This is a genomic window from Rheinheimera lutimaris (assembly GCF_013283795.1).
GTDB lineage: Bacteria > Pseudomonadota > Gammaproteobacteria > Enterobacterales > Alteromonadaceae > Alishewanella > Alishewanella lutimaris.
The window spans coordinates 30,804-47,693 of the sequence record NZ_JABSOD010000004.1 but is presented as its reverse complement, the minus strand read 5'-3'; the positions used below and the strand labels follow the sequence as shown (position 1 = coordinate 47,693).

At 49.1% G+C, this 16,890-nt stretch carries 17 protein-coding genes; 8 read left to right on the top strand and 9 right to left on the bottom strand.

The genetic code is table 11. The features are described 5' to 3' along the window. The first annotated feature begins 15 nt into the window (after positions 1–15). The 5 genes from HRH59_RS04795 to efp are packed head-to-tail and all read left to right on the top strand — an operon-like array spanning position 16 to position 3,329. Positions 16–639, top strand: coding sequence for a LysE family translocator (locus tag HRH59_RS04795; RefSeq protein ID WP_173500139.1), 624 nt, complete (start codon positions 16–18; stop codon positions 637–639). 30 nt (positions 640–669) lie between these two features. Beyond that, on the top strand, positions 670–1,197 hold the full coding sequence (locus HRH59_RS04790) for a hypothetical protein (protein WP_173500138.1): 528 nt from the start codon (positions 670–672) through the stop codon (positions 1,195–1,197). After that, on the top strand, positions 1,197–1,571 hold the full coding sequence (locus HRH59_RS04785; RefSeq protein WP_173500137.1) for a hypothetical protein: 375 nt from the start codon (positions 1,197–1,199) through the stop codon (positions 1,569–1,571). The genes HRH59_RS04790 and HRH59_RS04785 overlap by 1 nt, the downstream gene beginning before the upstream one ends. Before the next feature lie 9 nt (positions 1,572–1,580). Next, positions 1,581–2,750: an elongation factor P maturation arginine rhamnosyltransferase EarP gene (gene earP, locus HRH59_RS04780; RefSeq protein ID WP_173500136.1), complete on the top strand. Its 1,170-nt coding sequence runs from the start codon at positions 1,581–1,583 to the stop codon at positions 2,748–2,750. Positions 2,751–2,768: 18 nt separating this feature from the next. Continuing rightward, positions 2,769–3,329: an elongation factor P gene (gene efp, locus HRH59_RS04775; RefSeq protein WP_218573460.1), complete on the top strand. Its 561-nt coding sequence runs from the start codon at positions 2,769–2,771 to the stop codon at positions 3,327–3,329. A gap of 102 nt (positions 3,330–3,431) precedes the next feature. Here efp and brnA read toward each other — a convergent pair whose 3' ends face one another. Together brnA and HRH59_RS04765 are read right to left on the bottom strand one after the other, a co-directional pair. Beyond that, complete coding sequence (gene brnA, locus HRH59_RS04770; RefSeq protein ID WP_173500135.1) at positions 3,432–3,674, bottom strand: type II toxin-antitoxin system BrnA family antitoxin; 243 nt, start codon at positions 3,672–3,674, stop codon at positions 3,432–3,434. Then, the gene (locus HRH59_RS04765) at positions 3,661–3,927 is read right to left on the bottom strand and encodes a BrnT family toxin (RefSeq protein ID WP_173500134.1); all 267 of its coding nucleotides are present in this window, start codon (positions 3,925–3,927) and stop codon (positions 3,661–3,663) included. Before HRH59_RS04765 ends, brnA begins: the two co-directional genes overlap by 14 nt. 129 nt (positions 3,928–4,056) lie before the next feature. On the opposite strand from HRH59_RS04765, the gene HRH59_RS04760 reads away from it, so the two are divergent. Together HRH59_RS04760 and HRH59_RS04755 are read left to right on the top strand one after the other, a co-directional pair. Continuing rightward, a complete protein-coding gene (locus HRH59_RS04760; protein ID WP_173500133.1) occupies positions 4,057–4,644 on the top strand; it encodes a sugar O-acetyltransferase in 588 nt (195 codons plus the stop codon). Positions 4,645–4,729: 85 nt separating this feature from the next. Next, positions 4,730–5,050, top strand: coding sequence for a hypothetical protein (locus HRH59_RS04755; RefSeq protein WP_173500132.1), 321 nt, complete (start codon positions 4,730–4,732; stop codon positions 5,048–5,050). A 27-nt stretch (positions 5,051–5,077) separates the two neighbouring features. Here the strand turns inward: HRH59_RS04755 and HRH59_RS04750 are convergent, their stop codons facing one another. The 5 genes from HRH59_RS04750 to HRH59_RS04730 all read right to left on the bottom strand — a co-directional run bounded on the left by HRH59_RS04750 (position 5,078) and on the right by HRH59_RS04730 (position 10,261). Then, the gene (locus HRH59_RS04750) at positions 5,078–5,743 is read right to left on the bottom strand and encodes a 3'-5' exonuclease (RefSeq protein WP_173500131.1); all 666 of its coding nucleotides are present in this window, start codon (positions 5,741–5,743) and stop codon (positions 5,078–5,080) included. Further along, positions 5,743–7,569 (bottom strand): putative nucleotidyltransferase substrate binding domain-containing protein, encoded by a 1,827-nt coding sequence (locus tag HRH59_RS04745; RefSeq protein WP_173500130.1) that lies wholly within the window; start codon positions 7,567–7,569, stop codon positions 5,743–5,745. Before HRH59_RS04745 ends, HRH59_RS04750 begins: the two co-directional genes overlap by 1 nt. A gap of 41 nt (positions 7,570–7,610) precedes the next feature. Beyond that, complete coding sequence (locus tag HRH59_RS04740; RefSeq protein ID WP_173500129.1) at positions 7,611–8,129, bottom strand: hypothetical protein; 519 nt, start codon at positions 8,127–8,129, stop codon at positions 7,611–7,613. Positions 8,130–8,223: 94 nt separating this feature from the next. Further along, a complete protein-coding gene (locus HRH59_RS04735) occupies positions 8,224–9,990 on the bottom strand; it encodes a sodium:solute symporter family protein (protein ID WP_173500128.1) in 1,767 nt (588 codons plus the stop codon). Positions 9,991–9,997: 7 nt separating this feature from the next. Next, positions 9,998–10,261: a DUF4212 domain-containing protein gene (locus HRH59_RS04730; protein ID WP_173500127.1), complete on the bottom strand. Its 264-nt coding sequence runs from the start codon at positions 10,259–10,261 to the stop codon at positions 9,998–10,000. 163 nt (positions 10,262–10,424) lie between these two features. On the opposite strand from HRH59_RS04730, the gene HRH59_RS04725 reads away from it, so the two are divergent. Then, on the top strand, positions 10,425–13,973 hold the full coding sequence (locus HRH59_RS04725; RefSeq protein ID WP_173500126.1) for a PAS domain-containing hybrid sensor histidine kinase/response regulator: 3,549 nt from the start codon (positions 10,425–10,427) through the stop codon (positions 13,971–13,973). 19 nt (positions 13,974–13,992) lie between these two features. Here the strand turns inward: HRH59_RS04725 and HRH59_RS04720 are convergent, their stop codons facing one another. After that, positions 13,993–14,670 carry a LuxR C-terminal-related transcriptional regulator gene (locus HRH59_RS04720; protein WP_173500125.1) on the bottom strand — a complete coding sequence of 226 codons (678 nt, stop codon included), beginning with the start codon at positions 14,668–14,670 and terminating at the stop codon, positions 13,993–13,995. 119 nt (positions 14,671–14,789) lie between these two features. Beyond that, positions 14,790–16,754 (bottom strand): acetate--CoA ligase, encoded by a 1,965-nt coding sequence (gene acs, locus HRH59_RS04715; protein ID WP_173500124.1) that lies wholly within the window; start codon positions 16,752–16,754, stop codon positions 14,790–14,792. Between the last annotated feature and the right edge of the window lie 136 nt (positions 16,755–16,890).

Sequence of the window (16,890 nt, the reverse complement as noted above, 5' to 3'; positions counted from 1 at the left end):
TAGCATAGGTTTAACATGGAGTTGTTTTTCGCCGTTTTGTTTTTTGCCTTTTCTACCACCATTACACCGGGCCCTAATAATGTGATGATTATGTCATCTGGCGTAAACTACGGTGTAAAGGCCAGCGTGCCGCATTGGTTGGGTATATGTTTAGGTTTTCCGCTAATGGTGCTGCTGGTGGGGCTGGGGTTTGGCGTAGTATTTGAGCGTTATCCGCATTTACATCAGCTGATTAAAGTGCTGGGCGTGGCCTATCTTATTTGGTTGGCCTGGCAGATTGCCAGCGCAGAGCCCAAAGCAATAGAGCAGGGTAAAAGTAAGCCGTTCAGTTTTATGCAGGCAGCATTATTTCAGTGGGTTAACGGCAAAGCATGGGTAATGGCCTGTGGCGCTGTTGCGGCCTTTACCACGGTAGGCGGCGTGTATTGGCTTGAGGTCAGTATTATTAGTACAGCCTTCTTACTGGTAGCGTTTCCCTGTGTGGGTTTATGGTTGGTGTTCGGGGCAGCACTGCGGGCAATATTAACAAAAGCGTTGTTTCAGCGTATTTTCAATATCTGCATGGCAATTATTCTGCTGTTATCGGTAGTGCCGGTAGTGCTCGAAATTTGGCAGTATTATTTTATGCCAGCGATATAGTAGTGGTTGGACAGTTCAGGTTTTTTTCAGATGAACGGCAATGAAGAAAAAATAAAACTGGAACACGAAGCAGCACGTTTATTTATGCGGCTGTACGAGCAGCGTTTTGGTATTACCATGCGGCATATCTGGCACAATGAGCCGGCCAGGCCAGATGTGTCTTGCTACTACGATGATCAGAAGCTCGATTTGGAGATTGCGCACCTGTATGGCAGCGAAGCAGAGGCTATGCATATTCTTGGGCGTGAGCTGGGTACTAATACCCATAAAGAGCTGATGGCGCTGTTGCGTACACCGGTACAGCACCGCTTGCTGACAGCACTGAACCGGCTTGTCAGTAATAAAGCAGAAAAAACCTATCATACTGAACGGGTTTGGTTAGTTATCCGCAATGCTAATCCGCTGTGGACACGGCGCGATATTTTACAGCACTACCATCAGTTGCATATGCCCAAACGCCATCCGTTTGAACAAATCTGGTTGATTGGCGATATGCAGGGGCAAAGCGGCATTCTTGCACTGTATCCACCAGCCTTGACTGCATTGGAGCACGGCTGATGTTGAGCTTTTATCAGCGTTGGGCGAGGCGGCTTTATCCGCTTCGGCCGCTGTTTATATTATTGTGCGCTTCAGGTGTGGCAGCTTTTGGCTGGTTATTGTTTGTTGCTACCGTTGAACAGACACAGCGCTGGCAGTTAAGTACGGTATTGCTGACGGTAAGCAGCTTGCTGTTGTGGTTATGGGCCGGGCTGTTTCAGCGCGACTTACCGCTGATAACGGCTGAGCAAAGCTTCTTAGCTAAAGTTAAAACCCGGTTGATACGGCTGTGTTACTACGCGCTGGCACTGCTGGTAACACTGCTGCTGCTGGCAACAAGTTACCTTGGCCTGCGTGCGCTTAAAGGTATAATAGCCGCCTTATTTTTAAGCTGAGTACTAAGCATGCAGAACACCACTGTGCGTTGGGATATTTTCTGCGCTGTAATTGATAACTTCGGCGATATTGGTATTTGTTGGCGGCTGTGCCGGCAGTTAGCGGCAGAGCACAATATTGCGGTGCAGCTGTGGGTAGATGATTTAGCCAGCTTCAATAAAATTTGCCCGCAAATAGATATAACGGCTGACGAGCAACAGCACGCCGGGGTGCTAATTCAGCGCTGGGCCAAGACGACTAATTGGCAACAGTGCACCGTAGCTGATGTGGTAATAGAAGCGTTGGCCTGTACTATCCCTGCAGCCTATCAGCAAAAAATGGCTCAGCAGCCGGTAAAACCGCTATGGTTGAATCTGGAATATTTGTCAGCAGAAGCGTGGGTGGAAGGTTGTCATGTTTTGCCATCACCTCAGCCGCAGCTGGCACTGGATAAGCATTTCTTTTTCCCCGGCTTTACTGCAGCTACCGGTGGTTTATTGCAAGAGCGCGCTATACAGCAGCAGGCGGCGCTGTTTATGGCCGATGCCGCTGCGCAGCAAGCATTCTGGCAAAAGTTGGCTGTGCCGGATTATGAACGCTATCAGCAAAAAATTTCCCTGTTTGCCTATGATCATCCGCAAATTGAAAGTTTGCTGGCGTGTTGGCAGCAGGGGCCGGTTAATACCCTTTGCCTGGTACCACAGGGCGCGCTGGCAAATCAGCTTGCCGGTTTATATCCGCAGCTGGCTCAGCAGGCTGAACTGACGTTACACAACCTGACATTAAAACTGGTACCCTTTGTGGCGCAGGAAGACTACGACAAATTATTGTGGGCATGTGATATTAACTTTGTCCGCGGCGAAGATTCGGTTATTCGCGCACATTGGGCGGCAAAGCCGTTTATCTGGCAAATATACCGTCAGGCAGAGCAGGCGCATCTGGATAAACTGCAGGCGTTTATGCAGCGTTACTGCGCACAGATGCCGACCGACGCGGCTCAGGCTTTAACAGCGTTTTGGCTGGCGTGGAACACCGAACATGATTTGGCCGATAGTTGGCAGAAATTTAGTGCAATGTTGCTGCAAATCGCCGACTATAACCAGCAATGGCGCGCGGAGTTAACGGCAAACGGAGATCTTGCCAGCAACCTCGTGCACTTTGTTGAAAAAAAATTTATAATGCGACGCAATTTTTCCTAACGAGAAGATATTTCAGTCATGATGAAGACAGCTCAAGAACTGCGTGCTGGCCAGGTGATTATGGTTGGCACTGAAGCAATGGTAATTTTAAAGGCCGAATTTAACAAATCGGGCCGTAACGCTGCCGTTGTAAAAATGAAAATGAAAAACCTGTTAAATGGTCAGGGCATGGAAACCGTATACCGTGCTGATGACAAATTTGAACAGGTGCTGCTGGAAACTAAAGAAGTAACTTACTCTTACTTCGCTGATCCTATGTACGTATTTATGGATCAGGAATACAACCAGTTTGAAGTTGAAGCAGAAAACATGACCGAAGCACTGAAGTACCTGGTAGACGGTATGGAGTGTTCAGTGGTGTTTTACAACGAGCGGCCAATTTCGGTTGACCTGCCAACAGTAGTAGTTCGTACAGTAACTTACACTGAGCCGGCAGCTCGCGGTGATACGTCTGGCAAGGTATTAAAACCAGCCAAAATTGAAACCGGTTTTGAACTGATGGTACCGGCGTTCGTGGAAGAAGGTGACAAGATTGAAATTGACACCCGTACCGACGAATATCGCAGCCGCGCCAAGTAATCCTGGCAGGTTGATATAAAAAAGGCGCTCAGGCGCCTTTTTTATTGCCCGAAACTAAAAGGCAAAGAGTATGTATGACTTTGGTAAGTCGAAATTAACTGTTCAGCCGGCAGTCGGGTGATGAGATACGCTTTCTAAGCGCTCTGCCAGCCAGATTTTAATAATCGATTGTCGGGTAACACCAATTCTGCTGGCTTCACGGTCCAGTGACTCTAACATCCAGGCAGGAAAATCGACATTGACGCGTTTTTGCTTCTGCCCGGGCCGTTTCGCTTGAGGCAGATCTAAATCACTGACGATATCGTCGTCATTTTCAAACTTGGCATCAAATTCATGCGCTTTCATAAAGATTTACCTCTGTTTTGCGTGAACGTCGAACGGAGATGATCCTGATATTAGTGTCGCGGTAGGTAATTACGCCTGACCAGTGTTTACCATTAAGTAAACCAATGACTAAGTATCTCGCCTCATCGCTCGTTTTCACAGGTATTTCGATCAAGTCAGGATCATTCCACAGTTGTTGTGCGGTATTAAAATCTATCCCGTGCTTTTCCCGATTACCTATGCTTTTGGTTTCATCAAACTCAAACTTGATCATGAGTAAAAATTACACCTTTTTTACTCTTAACGCAAATTTGCCGGAGTTAGATGTTATCGGGGTATATAGCTGTCAACCTATGTGGTCTGTTACCCTTAGCGCCTTTATTTGGCTTTACTCAGGTGTTGTATGTCATCAGAAAAACACAAAATGCTATCGGGAGACTGGTATAACCCGCTGGATAAAGAGCTTAGCGCTGAGCGTTTGGCGGCGCGTAAGTTACAGCATCAATTTAACCACAGCGCGCCGGATGATGAGGCGCTGTGCCGGCAACTGTTAAAACAGTGGCTGCCCAATACCGGTAAGCACTTTTATGCAGAGCCGCCGTTTTACTGCGATTATGGCTACAACATCCGGGCGGGCAATAAGGTGTTTTTTAACTTTAACTGTGTAGTACTGGATGTCGCGCCGGTGAATATTGGTAATAACGTATTTTTTGGCCCTGCGGTACAAATTTATACTGTGAACCATCCGCTGGATGCCGCTAAACGCCGCACTTTACTGGAGCAGGCTTTGCCGGTAACCATTGGCAATGATGTGTGGATTGGCGGTGGTGCGGTGGTCTTGCCCGGCGTAACCATAGCTGATGGCAGCGTAATCGCCGCCGGTAGTGTGGTAACCAAAGATGTGCCCTCAAGCGTGCTGGCCGGTGGTAATCCTTGCCGGGTATTAAAATCGATAGCGTCGGCAGATTACCCGCCGGAGCTTGATGTGTAATTTTATTGTAAATTTCAGGTTTTAATCTGGTGTTCAGGCTAGAGTTGTCACTATACTGCATACAACATTTAGCAGAGAGTAAACTATGAAATTATCTATCAGTATTATCGTGTTAGTGCTATTAGCGTTTACTGCACCGGCTCAGGCCTGTGGCTTTCGCTTAGCTGATGGCAAGTTGCTTAAGTGCGGTATGCCACGCATTGAAGTGTTGGCACTGGCCGGCCAACCGGAATTTAAAGATATTGAAACCTTAGGTGTTGATACCGGTGAGCCGGTTAGCGGCGAAACGGTGGAAACCTGGTCTTACCGTTTAAAAGCTGATATGGGCGGTGATTATTTGGTGTCGGTAACCCTGACCGCCGGCAAAGTAACTGCGATAAACCGTAAACAGGTGGGGCGGTTGTAGTACGCCGGTTATCACGTTTTACCGGGTTTAGCGCGATAACAGATATAAATCGGCCAGAGTCATGTTTTCTCCGCCTGGTTTTAATTCGCTTAACAGCAGCAGCGCGCTGCTGTAGGCATCTTCTAAGGCGTGGTGGTCCGGCATTGCCGGTAAGCCGTGCCGTTCAAGACAAGCGGCCAGTTTCAGTGCGTCATGTTTGACGACTTTACCCCGTCGCAGCAGGCGTTGCCATTCAATTTTCATAGTATCGACAAAGCGAAAGCGCGGTGTTTTACCAAAGCAACGTTGGCAGGCCATGCGTAAAAACTGCTCATCCAGCGCGCTGTGATGAGCAACAAATACATAGCCGGCATATTGCTTCAGCAGCTGTGTCAGCACCTCTGCGATATCGTGGGCATTTTCCAAGTGCCGGTCATGCAAGCCATGATATACCGCGCTTTGGCCGACACTGACAGGGCTGTTGATCAGGTAGTGTTTGGCTTCTGCCAGTATAATTTCGCGATCACGTATTGGCACCCAGCCGATACTGACAATGTGATCTTTGCGGGCATTTAACCCGGTAAGCTCCAAATCCAGTGCAAGGAAATTACAGTTTGCCACCCGTGTGGCAGGTGCCGGATAGGGCTCCTTGCTGAAGTTGTTTACAACTTCATTCAGTACCGGATTCTTTCGACGTAGCCAATGCAAGAACATTACAGATCCCGGCAAAACCGGTGCTTTACACTGGCCTGGGCGCTGTTTACCACCGCAAAGCTGTCTTTCATCTGATGCCGTGCCAGACCGGATATTTCTGACGGATCAAGTAAGTTGGTTACGTCATGGCCTTGTTGTAAATCATGTTGATGCTTTTCCCAGCGCAATTGTGCCAACACGTCAAAGGCATCGTTTAAGTTTTGGCTGTCTTTGCTGTCCATAATGCCCTGAGCAGCCAGTTGTTGCAGGCGCCGCCTGGTATTCACTTCATAAATGCCGGCCGATAAAGCATAAACGCGGACTAAATCTGTGATCAAACTGATGCCGCGCTTTTTCAGATCCAGGCCTTTTTTATGTTTGCCGTCCTGCTCCAGAATAAAGTTTTTAAAAAAGCCCAATGGCGCGGTGCGCTGTAAAGCCGCTTGTGCCAGGTGATATAAAAACAGCGGCGCTTGAGCTGTGCGCTGCAGAATATCTTCCTGCAGGGCGTTAAACAGGCCTCTGCTGCCGTCTATTACCCGCAGGTCAAAGAAGATGCTGGCTTTGAGTAATGCATCAGGTGTTGGGGTGGCTATCCAACGGGCAAAGCGGCCCGACCAGCCTTTTAAGCTTAAACGCAGTTCAGCATTAGTAGCCATAATGTTTCCCGGACACAGCGTAATGCCGCAGCGCGCCAACCCCTGGCAGACAAATTCGGCTAACTGTGCAAAATAGTCACCAACGGCACCGATAGGCTCTTTTTCCAGTAGCAGAGCATTGTCCTGGTCGGCATTTAAGCTTTGGTCCATCCGTGCCTGTGAGCCAAATGCCAACCAGCTGAATACGCAGGGTGGTTCGCCTAATTGTTGTTGCGCCAGATAAATAAGACGCTGGGTAAGGGCGTCGGTAATAGTAGTGATAATGTGGCCGGCTTCATAAGCCGGCACTTGTTGTTTGCTTAGTGTCACGGCAAGGCTGGCCACTTGCTGGCTGCAGCGCTCCAAACCGTCAACAGATGCCTGGCGGTGAATTTCGCCAATCAGATACACCGGATGGTCTTGCTGGCTGCGGATCACGTCGGTAGCGGTTAGCATGCCACAGCAAATGCCCTGGTCTACTACCGGTAAATGATGAATATTGTGCTGGCTCATTTGTTGAACGGCTTCATACAAATAGGCATGACGCTCAATACTGTGTGGTTGCCGGGTCATTATCTGGCTGACCTGAGTGCTGGCCGGCAATGCCTGCGCCAATACCCGGCTTCTTAAATCGCGATCGGTAACAATACCCACCAGTTTTTCATGTTCTTCAACTAATAGTGACGATACACGCTGCTCTGACATTAGCCTGGCGGCGTCTTGCACGCTTTGCTCCGGCCGGATGGCTATTTTACGCTGTTGCACCACGTCGCTTATTTTCAGAGTAAAGCGTGAACCTTGCTGCTGCTCACGGTACTGGTGCAGCCGGCGACTGAACAAGCGTTGAAAAAAAATATCGATATTTTTGTACTGATAACGGCATTGATGAAAAGCATCGGCGTCCAGCCAATACACCAGGCCGTCTTCTTCACACAACAAAGCATCATTGTCTGTCAGTCCGGTAAGCAGTTGCTGGTAACCATAAAAATCGCCGCTTTGCAGTTTGGTCAGCAGTTGTTGCTGGTCGCTGTACAGTGTGAAAATACCGGTGCGGACAATTAATAAGCGGTCGGTATTAATATTTACTGTGTCCTGTGCTTTGTAGTAGCACACTTTGATATGCACTGATAAGCCGGCAACGACTGCACTGCTAAGCTGATCAAAAGGTGTGGTGTCACAGAGAAATTTACTGACATCTGCTATTTCCATGATTGCCTCAGTGCCGTTGTATGGTTACCGGTAGTGGATCGTCAGCTTTGGCACAGGGCCAACAGTAAAGGATCGGTATGGCTGAGTTGCTGCCACTGCGGGCTTAGCGCTTCGTTGCCTTGCGGAATAGTTAATTGTTCGCTGAAATCTGCACGGGAGTGCTGCGCACAATGCACAACCTGAGGTACACGCCTGGCCTGAGCCCTGCGTTCGAAAAAATATAAGTCGACCAATTTAAGCTGCGGGTTAACGGTATTGGCAGATGCATTGGCAATGTCGGCTGCAATAAAGCGCAGCGTTTGTGGATACAGATAGCTCCATGGCCGCCATACAGCTTGCTGCTCAACGGTTTTAACCACTATCACGCCTTGCGGTAATAAGCTGGTTTGATGCGAAAACCAGGTGTATTCACTGTAAATTTGAAAGCCCAACATAGCGGCACCGGCAAATACCGGTATCAGCCAGCGTGGAGCAATATTGTTACTCAGCTTGCGCAGTAGTAATGCAATGCCTGCCGCACCTAAACCGGCGAATACCGTTGCAATCAATTCCCACAGCATAATGTTTTTCCCGAAAAAGACGGGCTTTCACTATGAAAGCCCGTATTGGTATTGATACCTTGCCTCAACTACTGAAGCAAGGAAAATCAGATGCTTAGTGGTCAGTGGCTGCACCGGCACCTTTAGGGTAACGTACACTTTCTACCAATTGCTGGATGCGTACAGGTGGCGCTTCCGTGACTGACGATACGGCAAAGGCAACAATAAAGTTAATCATTGCACCCACAGCGCCGAACGACAGCGGGGAGATACCAAACAACCAGTTATCCGGTGTGTTAGCAAAGGTTGCAGTACCCGGGATAAAGAACCAACCCAGAAACAGGAAGATATAAACGACAGTCGATAGTAACCCTGCCAGCATACCGGCGATGGCGCCTTTGTTATTTACCCGTTTAGAGAAAATACCCATCATCAGCGCCGGGAAGATAGACGCAGCGGCAATACCAAATGCCAATGCAACTACCTGCGCAGCGAAACCGGGCGGATTCATCCCCAGCCAGGTTGCCACTACTATGGCAACAGCCATTGAAATGCGCGCAGCTAACAGTTCGCCTTTTTCGCTGATTTGCGGATTGATAGAGCCCTTGATTAAGTCATGGCTTACCGCTGATGATATCGCCAATAGCAAGCCTGCTGCTGTCGATAACGCCGCAGCTAAACCACCGGCTGCAATTAAGCCGATAACCCAGCCCGGTAAGTTAGCAATCTCAGGGTTTGCCAATACCAGAATATCGTTATTTACGGTCAGCTCGTTGCCATTCCAACCCCGTGCGTCAGCTGTTGCTTTAAAGGCAGCAGTGTCGTTGTAAAGTTGAATACGGCCATCTGCGTTTTTATCGTCAAACTTAATTAACCCCGTTTGTTCCCAGTTTTTAATCCAGTCCGGACGCTCAGCATATTGAATAGCATCAGCTGTCGGGCCGGCAGGGTAAATTGTATTTAACAGGTTTAACCGTGCCATTGAAGCAACTGCTGGTGCAGTTAAATACAGCAGGGCAATAAACACCAGCGCCCAGCCGGCAGACCAACGGGCATCAGATACCTTAGGTACAGTGAAAAAACGAATAATAACGTGCGGTAAGCCTGCAGTACCAATCATCAGTGACAGGGTAAACAACACCATATTCAGTTTGTTGGTGACATCGGCGGTATAATCTACAAAGCCCAGATCGCGCACCACCATATCCAGTTTCTGTAGCAACGGAATGCCGGATTCAACGTGGTCAGCGAACAGACCCAGCGGCGGTAAAAAGTTACCGGTCAGCTGCAATGAGATAAATACGGCCGGGATGGTATAGGCAATAATCAGCACCACGTATTGTGCTACCTGGGTATAAGTAATACCTTTCATGCCGCCCATTACTGCATACAGAAACACGATAACGCCGGCTATCATCAGGCCGGTATCACTTTCTACTTCCAGGAAACGTGAGAACGCTACACCGGCACCTGTCATCTGGCCTATAACGTAAGTTACCGACGCAATAATCAAACAGGCCACTGCCACAAAGCGGGCATTTTTACTGTAAAAACGGTCACCGATAAATTCCGGCACAGTAAACTTACCAAACTTACGCAGGTACGGGGCTAACAGCATAGCCAGCAATACATAACCACCAGTCCAGCCCATCAGGTAGGTAGAATTAGCATAACCACCGGCGGCAATTAAGCCTGCCATGGAGATAAAGGATGCAGCAGACATCCAGTCGGCCGCGGTGGCCATGCCGTTCATTACCGGGTGTACACCACCACCGGCAACGTAAAACTCTTTTGTTGAGCCGGCCCGTGCCCAAATCGCGATAGCGATATAAAGCGCAAAAGACCCACCGACAAAAATAAGATTAATTGCAAATTGACTCATGACGGGCTTACTCCTCGTGCAGGCCAAATTCTTTATCAAGCTTATTCATTCTCCAGGCATAGAAGAAGATTAAGCCGATAAAGGTTAAAATAGACCCCTGTTGTGCAAACCAGAAGCCAAGGTCGGTACCGCCTACACTGATGCCTGCCAGCATGGGACGTAATAAAATCCCGAAGCCGTAAGACACCAGAGCCCAGACGATGAGGCTGCCAATGATCAGGCGAAGGTTCGCTGACCAATAAGCCGCCGCGTTGCGATCGTGCTCTGTCATAATAATTACACTCCTTTCCTTTGTTATTTTTATCTCGCAAAGTTAATCTAGCAGTAGTTAACACAAGTGAAAGCCCGACTTTAGTCGAAGCTGTGGCGCAGCGTATTGACTTGCAACGCCGCCTGAGCCAAAAGTACAACAAGAAAAATAACAGGAGAGTGCAGTGGCCGCTTGGATCGTTGCCTTATTGGCGTTGCTGTATGTCGGTGGTTTGTTTCTCATTGCCAACTGGGGTGAACGCCACGCCGATGACAAACTAATACGAAAGTATGGGGGCTTGATCTATAGCCTGGCGTTGGCGGTGTATTGCACCTCCTGGACTTATTACGGTGCTGTGGGTACAGCTGTTACCCGTGGTTGGGACTACATACCTATTTACCTTGGTCCGGTGTTGCTGTTTATTTTTGCCCAGCCATTTTTGTTTAAATTGCTGTATGTTGCTAAAAAGCAAAACGTCACCTCGGTGGCCGATTTTATTTCTGCCCGCTATGGCAAGCGCAAAAATATTGCCTTGATTGCCGCACTGGTATGTCTGGTGGTGGTAGTACCCTATATTGCACTGCAATTAAAAGCGGTATCCAGCTCGTATCAGGTATTACTCGGCGGCGACTTTAATGACGACACGGCCAACTGGTGGCAGGACAGTGCTTTTTTAAGTGCGTTAGCCATGGCATTTTTTGCTATTTTATTTGGCACACGCAAGCTGCACCTGACAGAGCAAAGTCGTGGCGTGATGGTGGCAATTGCTTTTGAGTCACTGGTAAAGTTGTTTGCACTGTTAACTTTGGCGCTGGCGGTATATGTGTTTGTGCTGGCTGATGAGCGCAGTATTTTTCTGCGTTTTGCCGACCATGCCATGGCACAGCAGCAAAGCAGCAGTAATTATGGTGTGGTGGAATTCATTACCAAAACTATTTTGGCAATGGCGGCAGTGTTTTTGCTGCCACGCCAGTTTCATGTCGCCTTTGTCGAAAATGTCTCGCATCACCATTTACGCCACGCCAGACGCTGGTTTTCACTGTATTTATTTTTAGTCACCATTGTGGTTATTCCTATTGCCATTGGCGGTATGCAGTTATTTCCGCAAGCGCTTAGTTCGGCTGACAGCTTTGTACTGCTTATCCCTGCTAAGTCCGGTTGGGATACTTTAAGCGTGCTGGTATTTATCGGTGGCTTCTCTGCCGCAACCTCGATGATCATTATTGCTACCCTGGCATTGTCAACCATGATCAGTAACGATGTGATTATGCCGGGCCTGCTGCGACACAGTAAAAGCCGTGGTTTGGGCCATGATTACAGTTTGTTGATCCTGCTGGTGCGGCGCAGCATGGTGATATTAGTGATGCTGCTGTCGTATTTATATTACCGGATGTTTGCCCGCAATTATGAATTGGCAGAAACCGGCCTGTTAGCTTTTGCATTAGTTATTCAACTGGCTCCTGCGGTTATCGGCGGCCTTTACTGGCGCCGTGGCAATGCTAACGGTGTTTATCTTGGCTTAACAGTCGGCTTTATATTGTGGTTTTATACCCTGATGTTACCGCAGTTGGTCAGCACCGGCGCTATTGACAGTAATATTATGCAAACCGGTTTATTTGGCTGGTCCTGGCTGGTACCGACTGCCTTATTCGGTGTTGAGCTGGATAGTTTAAGTCATGGCGTATTGTTTTCTCTGGGTTTTAACTTGCTGTGTTATATCCTGGCCTCGTTGGTAACCCAGGTGAATTTACAAGACCGGTTGCAGGCGGTGGCCTTTGTTAAACCGAATTTACCGGTTAATCATCAGGATACACCGGCACGGCGCATTCGCATTCGTAATACCGATTTGAAAATTCTGCTGGAGCGTTTTGTCGGCAATGGCCGTGCAGCGGAGTGTCTGCAAGAATATGCCAGGCGTCAGCAGGAATCTCTGCAACTGGATGATTTACCCAGCGTCGGCCTGGTGGAACATGTAGAGCGTGAATTGGCCGGGGTTATTGGCGCATCCTCAGCGGCTGCCATGGTTAATGCCGTGCTGGATGGACGTCAGCTGGGTTTCGAAGATGTGGTTACCTTGTTTGACGATACTACTCAGGCGATTCAGTTCTCACGCAAAATATTATTTTCTACCCTGGAACATTTAAGTCAGGGGGTCAGTGTAGTAGATCGTGAGTTAAAGCTGGTGGCCTGGAACAAAGCCTATCTGGAAATGTTCTCTTATCCGGATGCCATGGTGCGGGTTGGCCGGCCGGTGGCTGATATCGTGCGCTTTAATGCTGAGCGGGGCCTGTGTGGCCCCGGCAGCGCGGATGAGCATGTTGAAAAACGTATTTCGCATATGCAAAAAGGCACGGCACATGTGTTTCAACGGGTAAGGCCGGATGGCCGTGTCATTGAAATGCGTGGTAACCCGATCCCGGGCGGCGGTTTTGTTACCAGTTTTACCGATATTTCTGACCATGTGCAGGCGGTGCAGGCGCTGGCCGAAGCGAAACAGCATTTGGAAGACCGTGTGCAGGAGCGCACCCAGACTATTTCTGAGATAAACCATGAATTGCTGGGGGAGGTGCGCCGACGGCGTGAAACCGAGCAGCAATTGTTACAGGCTAAAGCTGAAGCCGAGGCCGCAAATGCCTCGAAAACGCGCTTTCTGGCGTTGGCCAGTCACGACATTTTACAGCCACTGAATGCGGCGCGGTTGTTTACTGCAGCGCTGGCCGGTATTAAAGATACGCAACAGCAACAACATATTATTGGCCAGTTGGATAACTCATTAAAGGCGTCGGAAGAGCTGATCTCCACCTTGCTGGAAATTGCCAAGCTGGACGACGGTAAATTAGCACCAGATGTGCAAAATGTCGCATTAAAAGAGTTACTGGCGCAGTTATCTGACGAATTCAGTTTGCTGGCAAAGCAAAAAGGTTTGCAGTTAACCGTGCGGGCAGCGGATTATCAGGTGCAAACCGATCCGACATATTTACGGCGAATCTTACAAAACTTGCTGTCTAATGCGATTAAATACACAAAAAAAGGCCGTATTGTGTTGGGGTGTCGCAAGCGGGGCCCGCAATTGTTGCTTCAGGTATGGGACACAGGTCCCGGCATTACCGACGGCGATTTACAGAGGATTTTTGAAGACTTTTACCGTATCGACGCCACCGCCAAAGGTGAGCAGGGCGTAGGGTTGGGCTTGGGTGTGGTAAACCGGATGGCAAAATTACTCGGCCATCCGCTGAATGTGGTGTCGACACCCGGCAAAGGCAGTATGTTCAGTTTAGTACTGCCGCTGAGCCAGACAGTGTTACGGCCTGAGCTGCCGCTACGAGGTAACATTCAACAACGGCCGGTCCAGGGCTTGTCTGTAGTGTGTGTCGATGACGACGCCGCTAATTTGGCAGCATTAACCGTGTTACTGCAGCAATGGCAAATTGATGATGTTAAAAGCTTTTATGATGAAGAAAGTCTGTTGGACTATGCGCGTTTACATGGCGCACCGGATGCATTGTTAATTGACTATCAGCTGGGGCAACATCTGAATGGTTTGCAACTGTATGAAAAAATAAAACTGGTTTGGGGCAATGTAAACGGTATTTTGGTATCGGCTTCGCCGGAGGCCGGGCTGGCAATGAAAGCAAAGCAACATGGCTTAATGTTTTTAGCCAAGCCGATTAAACCGGCAGCATTGCGGGCCAGCTTAAACCACTTGAAAATGTTAAAGCGCGCAGCGCATTAGTCTCTGGCTGCGCCACGGCTCAGTGCTGTGCCATCGCTTTGTTTACCGGGGGTTCCAGTGTTAAACGCTGCGCCTGGATCACCACCTGAGTGCGGTTGGTTACGCCCAGCTTGCGGAAAATAGCAGTGATATGGGCTTTTACCGTGGCTTCAGAAATATGTAAATCATAGGCAATTTGTTTGTTTAACCAACCTTCGGTTAAATAGTACAGCACTTTATATTGCTGTTGTGTCAGCTGTGCCACTTTCGCCGCCAGATCTAAATCCTCTTCGGCTTCGTCGCTGTGATGCTCCAATACCTGCTTTTTAATCGCCGCCGGCACCCAAAGTTCACCGGCTAACACTGCATTTAACGCCGCGCTGATATCGGCCGGATTAGCGGATTTGGGCACATAGGCTGAAGCACCGAAAGCCATAACGCGACGGATCACGTCCAGCTCCTCACTGGCAGAAATAACCACTATGGGTAGGGATGGAAAAGATTTACGCAGTTGAATTAAGCCTAAAAAGCCGCAATTACCAGGCATATGTAAATCCAACAACAATAAGTCTGTGTCAGGGTGTTGCTCCAGCGCGATACAGGTAGTGTCAAAACTGTCGGTTTCTATGGTTGCTTTAGTGGCAAAAGTGCTGCTGATAGCATTTATCAGCGCGTTGCGAAACAGCGGGTGGTCGTCTGCGACGATCAGTTTTGCCATCTTATCCTCCGGCGAAGGGAATTATAATTATTATGTTGTTTGTAAACAAAAGGCCGCATCTGCGGCCTTTATACTGAGGTGAGTACGCCGTTGTGTCAAGCGCGTACTGGCGGTATAGCTTATTTACGGTTTAGCCGGTTGTTTACCAGAGTTTCAACCACTGACGGGTCAGCTAACGTTGAGATATCACCCAGCTGATCATGCTCATTGGCGGCAATTTTACGTAAAATACGCCGCATAATCTTGCCGGAGCGGGTTTTTGGCAGGCCGGTTGGCGCCCATTGGATCAGATCCGGCGTTGCAATAGGCGAGATTTCCTCCCGTACCCAATCACGCAGCGCTTTGGTCAGTTCTGCACCGGGTTCAATACCCACCCTTGGCGTCACATATACATAGATACCCTGGCCCTTGATATCGTGCGGGTAACCGACTACAGCAGCCTCTGCTACGGCATCATGGGCTACCAGGCAGCTCTCAATTTCTGCTGTGCCCAAACGGTGGCCGGATATATTTAATACATCGTCGACACGGCCGGTTAACCAATAGTAACCATCGGCATCACGTTTGGCGCCGTCGCCGGTGAAGTACAAGCCAGGGTAAGTGCTGAAATAGGTCTGTTCAAAGCGGTCATGGTCGCCATAAATACTGCGCATTTGGCCGGGCCAGCTGTCTTTAATCACCAGGTTGCCTTCGCACGCACCGCTTAGTTCTTTGCCGTCATTATCGACTATCGCCGGTTGCACACCAAAAAATGGTCGCGTAGCGGAGCCTGGCTTAAGTTCAGTACAACCCGGCAGTGGTGTAATTAAAATACCGCCGGTTTCTGTTTGCCACCAGGTATCGACAATAGGGCAGTTACCCTTGCCGAACTTCTCGTGGTACCAGTTCCAGGCTTCAGGGTTAATAGGTTCGCCCACACTACCAAGGGTGCGCAGTGATGTCAGAGCTGCACCTTCTACCGGCGCATCGCCATGCGCCATCAGGGCGCGAATAGCGGTAGGAGCGGTATAAAGGATGTTCACTTTATACTTGTCGACAATTTGTGCCATGCGTTTGACGCTGGGGTAATTCGGCACACCTTCAAATAACACGCTGCTGGCGCCATTCGCCAAAGGTCCGTACACAATATAAGTGTGCCCTGTTACCCAGCCGATGTCCGCCGCACACCAATACACATCGCCGTCATGGTAATCAAATACATATTGGTGCGTCATCGACGCCCATACCATATAACCACCGGTGGTGTGCAGTACGCCTTTGGGTTTACCGGTAGAACCGGAGGTATACAGAATAAACAGCGGATCCTCAGCACTCATTGGCTCTGCGGGGCAGTCGGCGCTCTGGCGGCTTAGTAAATCATGATACCAAACATCACGGCCGTCTTTACCGGCCTGCATATCGACGTTCTTGCCAACATGCTTAACTACTATGACGTTTTGTACCGGTGAGGTTTCACCCAAATGGCCCAGCGCCATATCAGTATTATCTTTCAGGTTAGTGACGCGGCTGCCGCGCAGGGCTTGATCGGCTGTAATAACTAATTTGGAGTCGCAGTCGACAATGCGGCTACCCAGCGCATCCGGTGAAAAGCCGGCAAACACCACTGAGTGCACGGCGCCAATACGGGCACAGGCCAGCAGAGCTACTGTGGCCTCAGGAATCATCGGCAGATAAATAGTAACCCGGTCACCTTTGCCAACCCCTAGTTCTTTCATACCGTTAGCTAACTTACACACTTGCTGGTGTAATTCGGCATAGGTAACCGTTTTTTGTGCGTCCGGTGAGTCGCCTTCCCAAAAATAGGCTACCTGGTCGGCGCGCTGTGGCAGATGACGGTCAAGACAGTTATAGCTGGCGTTCAAAATACCGTCACTAAACCAGTTAATGTTTAACTTGCCGCTGTCAAAGCTGGTATTTTTCACCTTGGTAAAGGGAGTAAACCAGTGTAACCGCTTACCGTGTTCTGCCCAAAACGTATCAGGAGCACTGACAGATTGTTGATACATCTGCATATATTGCTCATTCGTCAGAAGAGAGCGCTTGGCTGCGCTGGCGGGTACCGGATAAACTGATGGATGTGACATAACTTCCCCTGTGAGACTGCTGTAATTTTCTAAGACTCTTTCTATCGGAGCCGTGTATTGTTTGAAATTAGACATTAGTCTAGCTAAAGTCAGGCCAGGCTGCCATGCATCAATACATTGTTGTTTGATGGTGGGT

What these genes read in the sequence shown, in the direction of transcription:
- HRH59_RS04735 (WP_173500128.1), bottom strand. Translation starts at nt 9,990, where the DNA reads ATGAGTCAATTTGCAATTAATCTTATTTTTGTCGGTGGGTCTTTTGCG.
- HRH59_RS04720 (WP_173500125.1), bottom strand. Translation starts at nt 14,670, where the DNA reads ATGGCAAAACTGATCGTCGCAGACGACCACCCGCTGTTTCGCAACGCG.
- HRH59_RS04745 (WP_173500130.1), bottom strand. Translation starts at nt 7,569, where the DNA reads ATGGAAATAGCAGATGTCAGTAAATTTCTCTGTGACACCACACCTTTT.
- HRH59_RS04785 (WP_173500137.1), top strand. Translation starts at nt 1,197, where the DNA reads ATGTTGAGCTTTTATCAGCGTTGGGCGAGGCGGCTTTATCCGCTTCGG.
- HRH59_RS04750 (WP_173500131.1), bottom strand. Translation starts at nt 5,743, where the DNA reads ATGTTCTTGCATTGGCTACGTCGAAAGAATCCGGTACTGAATGAAGTT.
- efp (WP_218573460.1), top strand. Translation starts at nt 2,769, where the DNA reads ATGATGAAGACAGCTCAAGAACTGCGTGCTGGCCAGGTGATTATGGTT.
- brnA (WP_173500135.1), bottom strand. Translation starts at nt 3,674, where the DNA reads ATGAAAGCGCATGAATTTGATGCCAAGTTTGAAAATGACGACGATATC.
- HRH59_RS04790 (WP_173500138.1), top strand. Translation starts at nt 670, where the DNA reads ATGAACGGCAATGAAGAAAAAATAAAACTGGAACACGAAGCAGCACGT.
- acs (WP_173500124.1), bottom strand. Translation starts at nt 16,754, where the DNA reads ATGTCACATCCATCAGTTTATCCGGTACCCGCCAGCGCAGCCAAGCGC.
- HRH59_RS04760 (WP_173500133.1), top strand. Translation starts at nt 4,057, where the DNA reads ATGTCATCAGAAAAACACAAAATGCTATCGGGAGACTGGTATAACCCG.
- HRH59_RS04740 (WP_173500129.1), bottom strand. Translation starts at nt 8,129, where the DNA reads ATGCTGTGGGAATTGATTGCAACGGTATTCGCCGGTTTAGGTGCGGCA.
- HRH59_RS04755 (WP_173500132.1), top strand. Translation starts at nt 4,730, where the DNA reads ATGAAATTATCTATCAGTATTATCGTGTTAGTGCTATTAGCGTTTACT.
- HRH59_RS04765 (WP_173500134.1), bottom strand. Translation starts at nt 3,927, where the DNA reads ATGATCAAGTTTGAGTTTGATGAAACCAAAAGCATAGGTAATCGGGAA.
- earP (WP_173500136.1), top strand. Translation starts at nt 1,581, where the DNA reads ATGCAGAACACCACTGTGCGTTGGGATATTTTCTGCGCTGTAATTGAT.
- HRH59_RS04795 (WP_173500139.1), top strand. Translation starts at nt 16, where the DNA reads ATGGAGTTGTTTTTCGCCGTTTTGTTTTTTGCCTTTTCTACCACCATT.
- HRH59_RS04730 (WP_173500127.1), bottom strand. Translation starts at nt 10,261, where the DNA reads ATGACAGAGCACGATCGCAACGCGGCGGCTTATTGGTCAGCGAACCTT.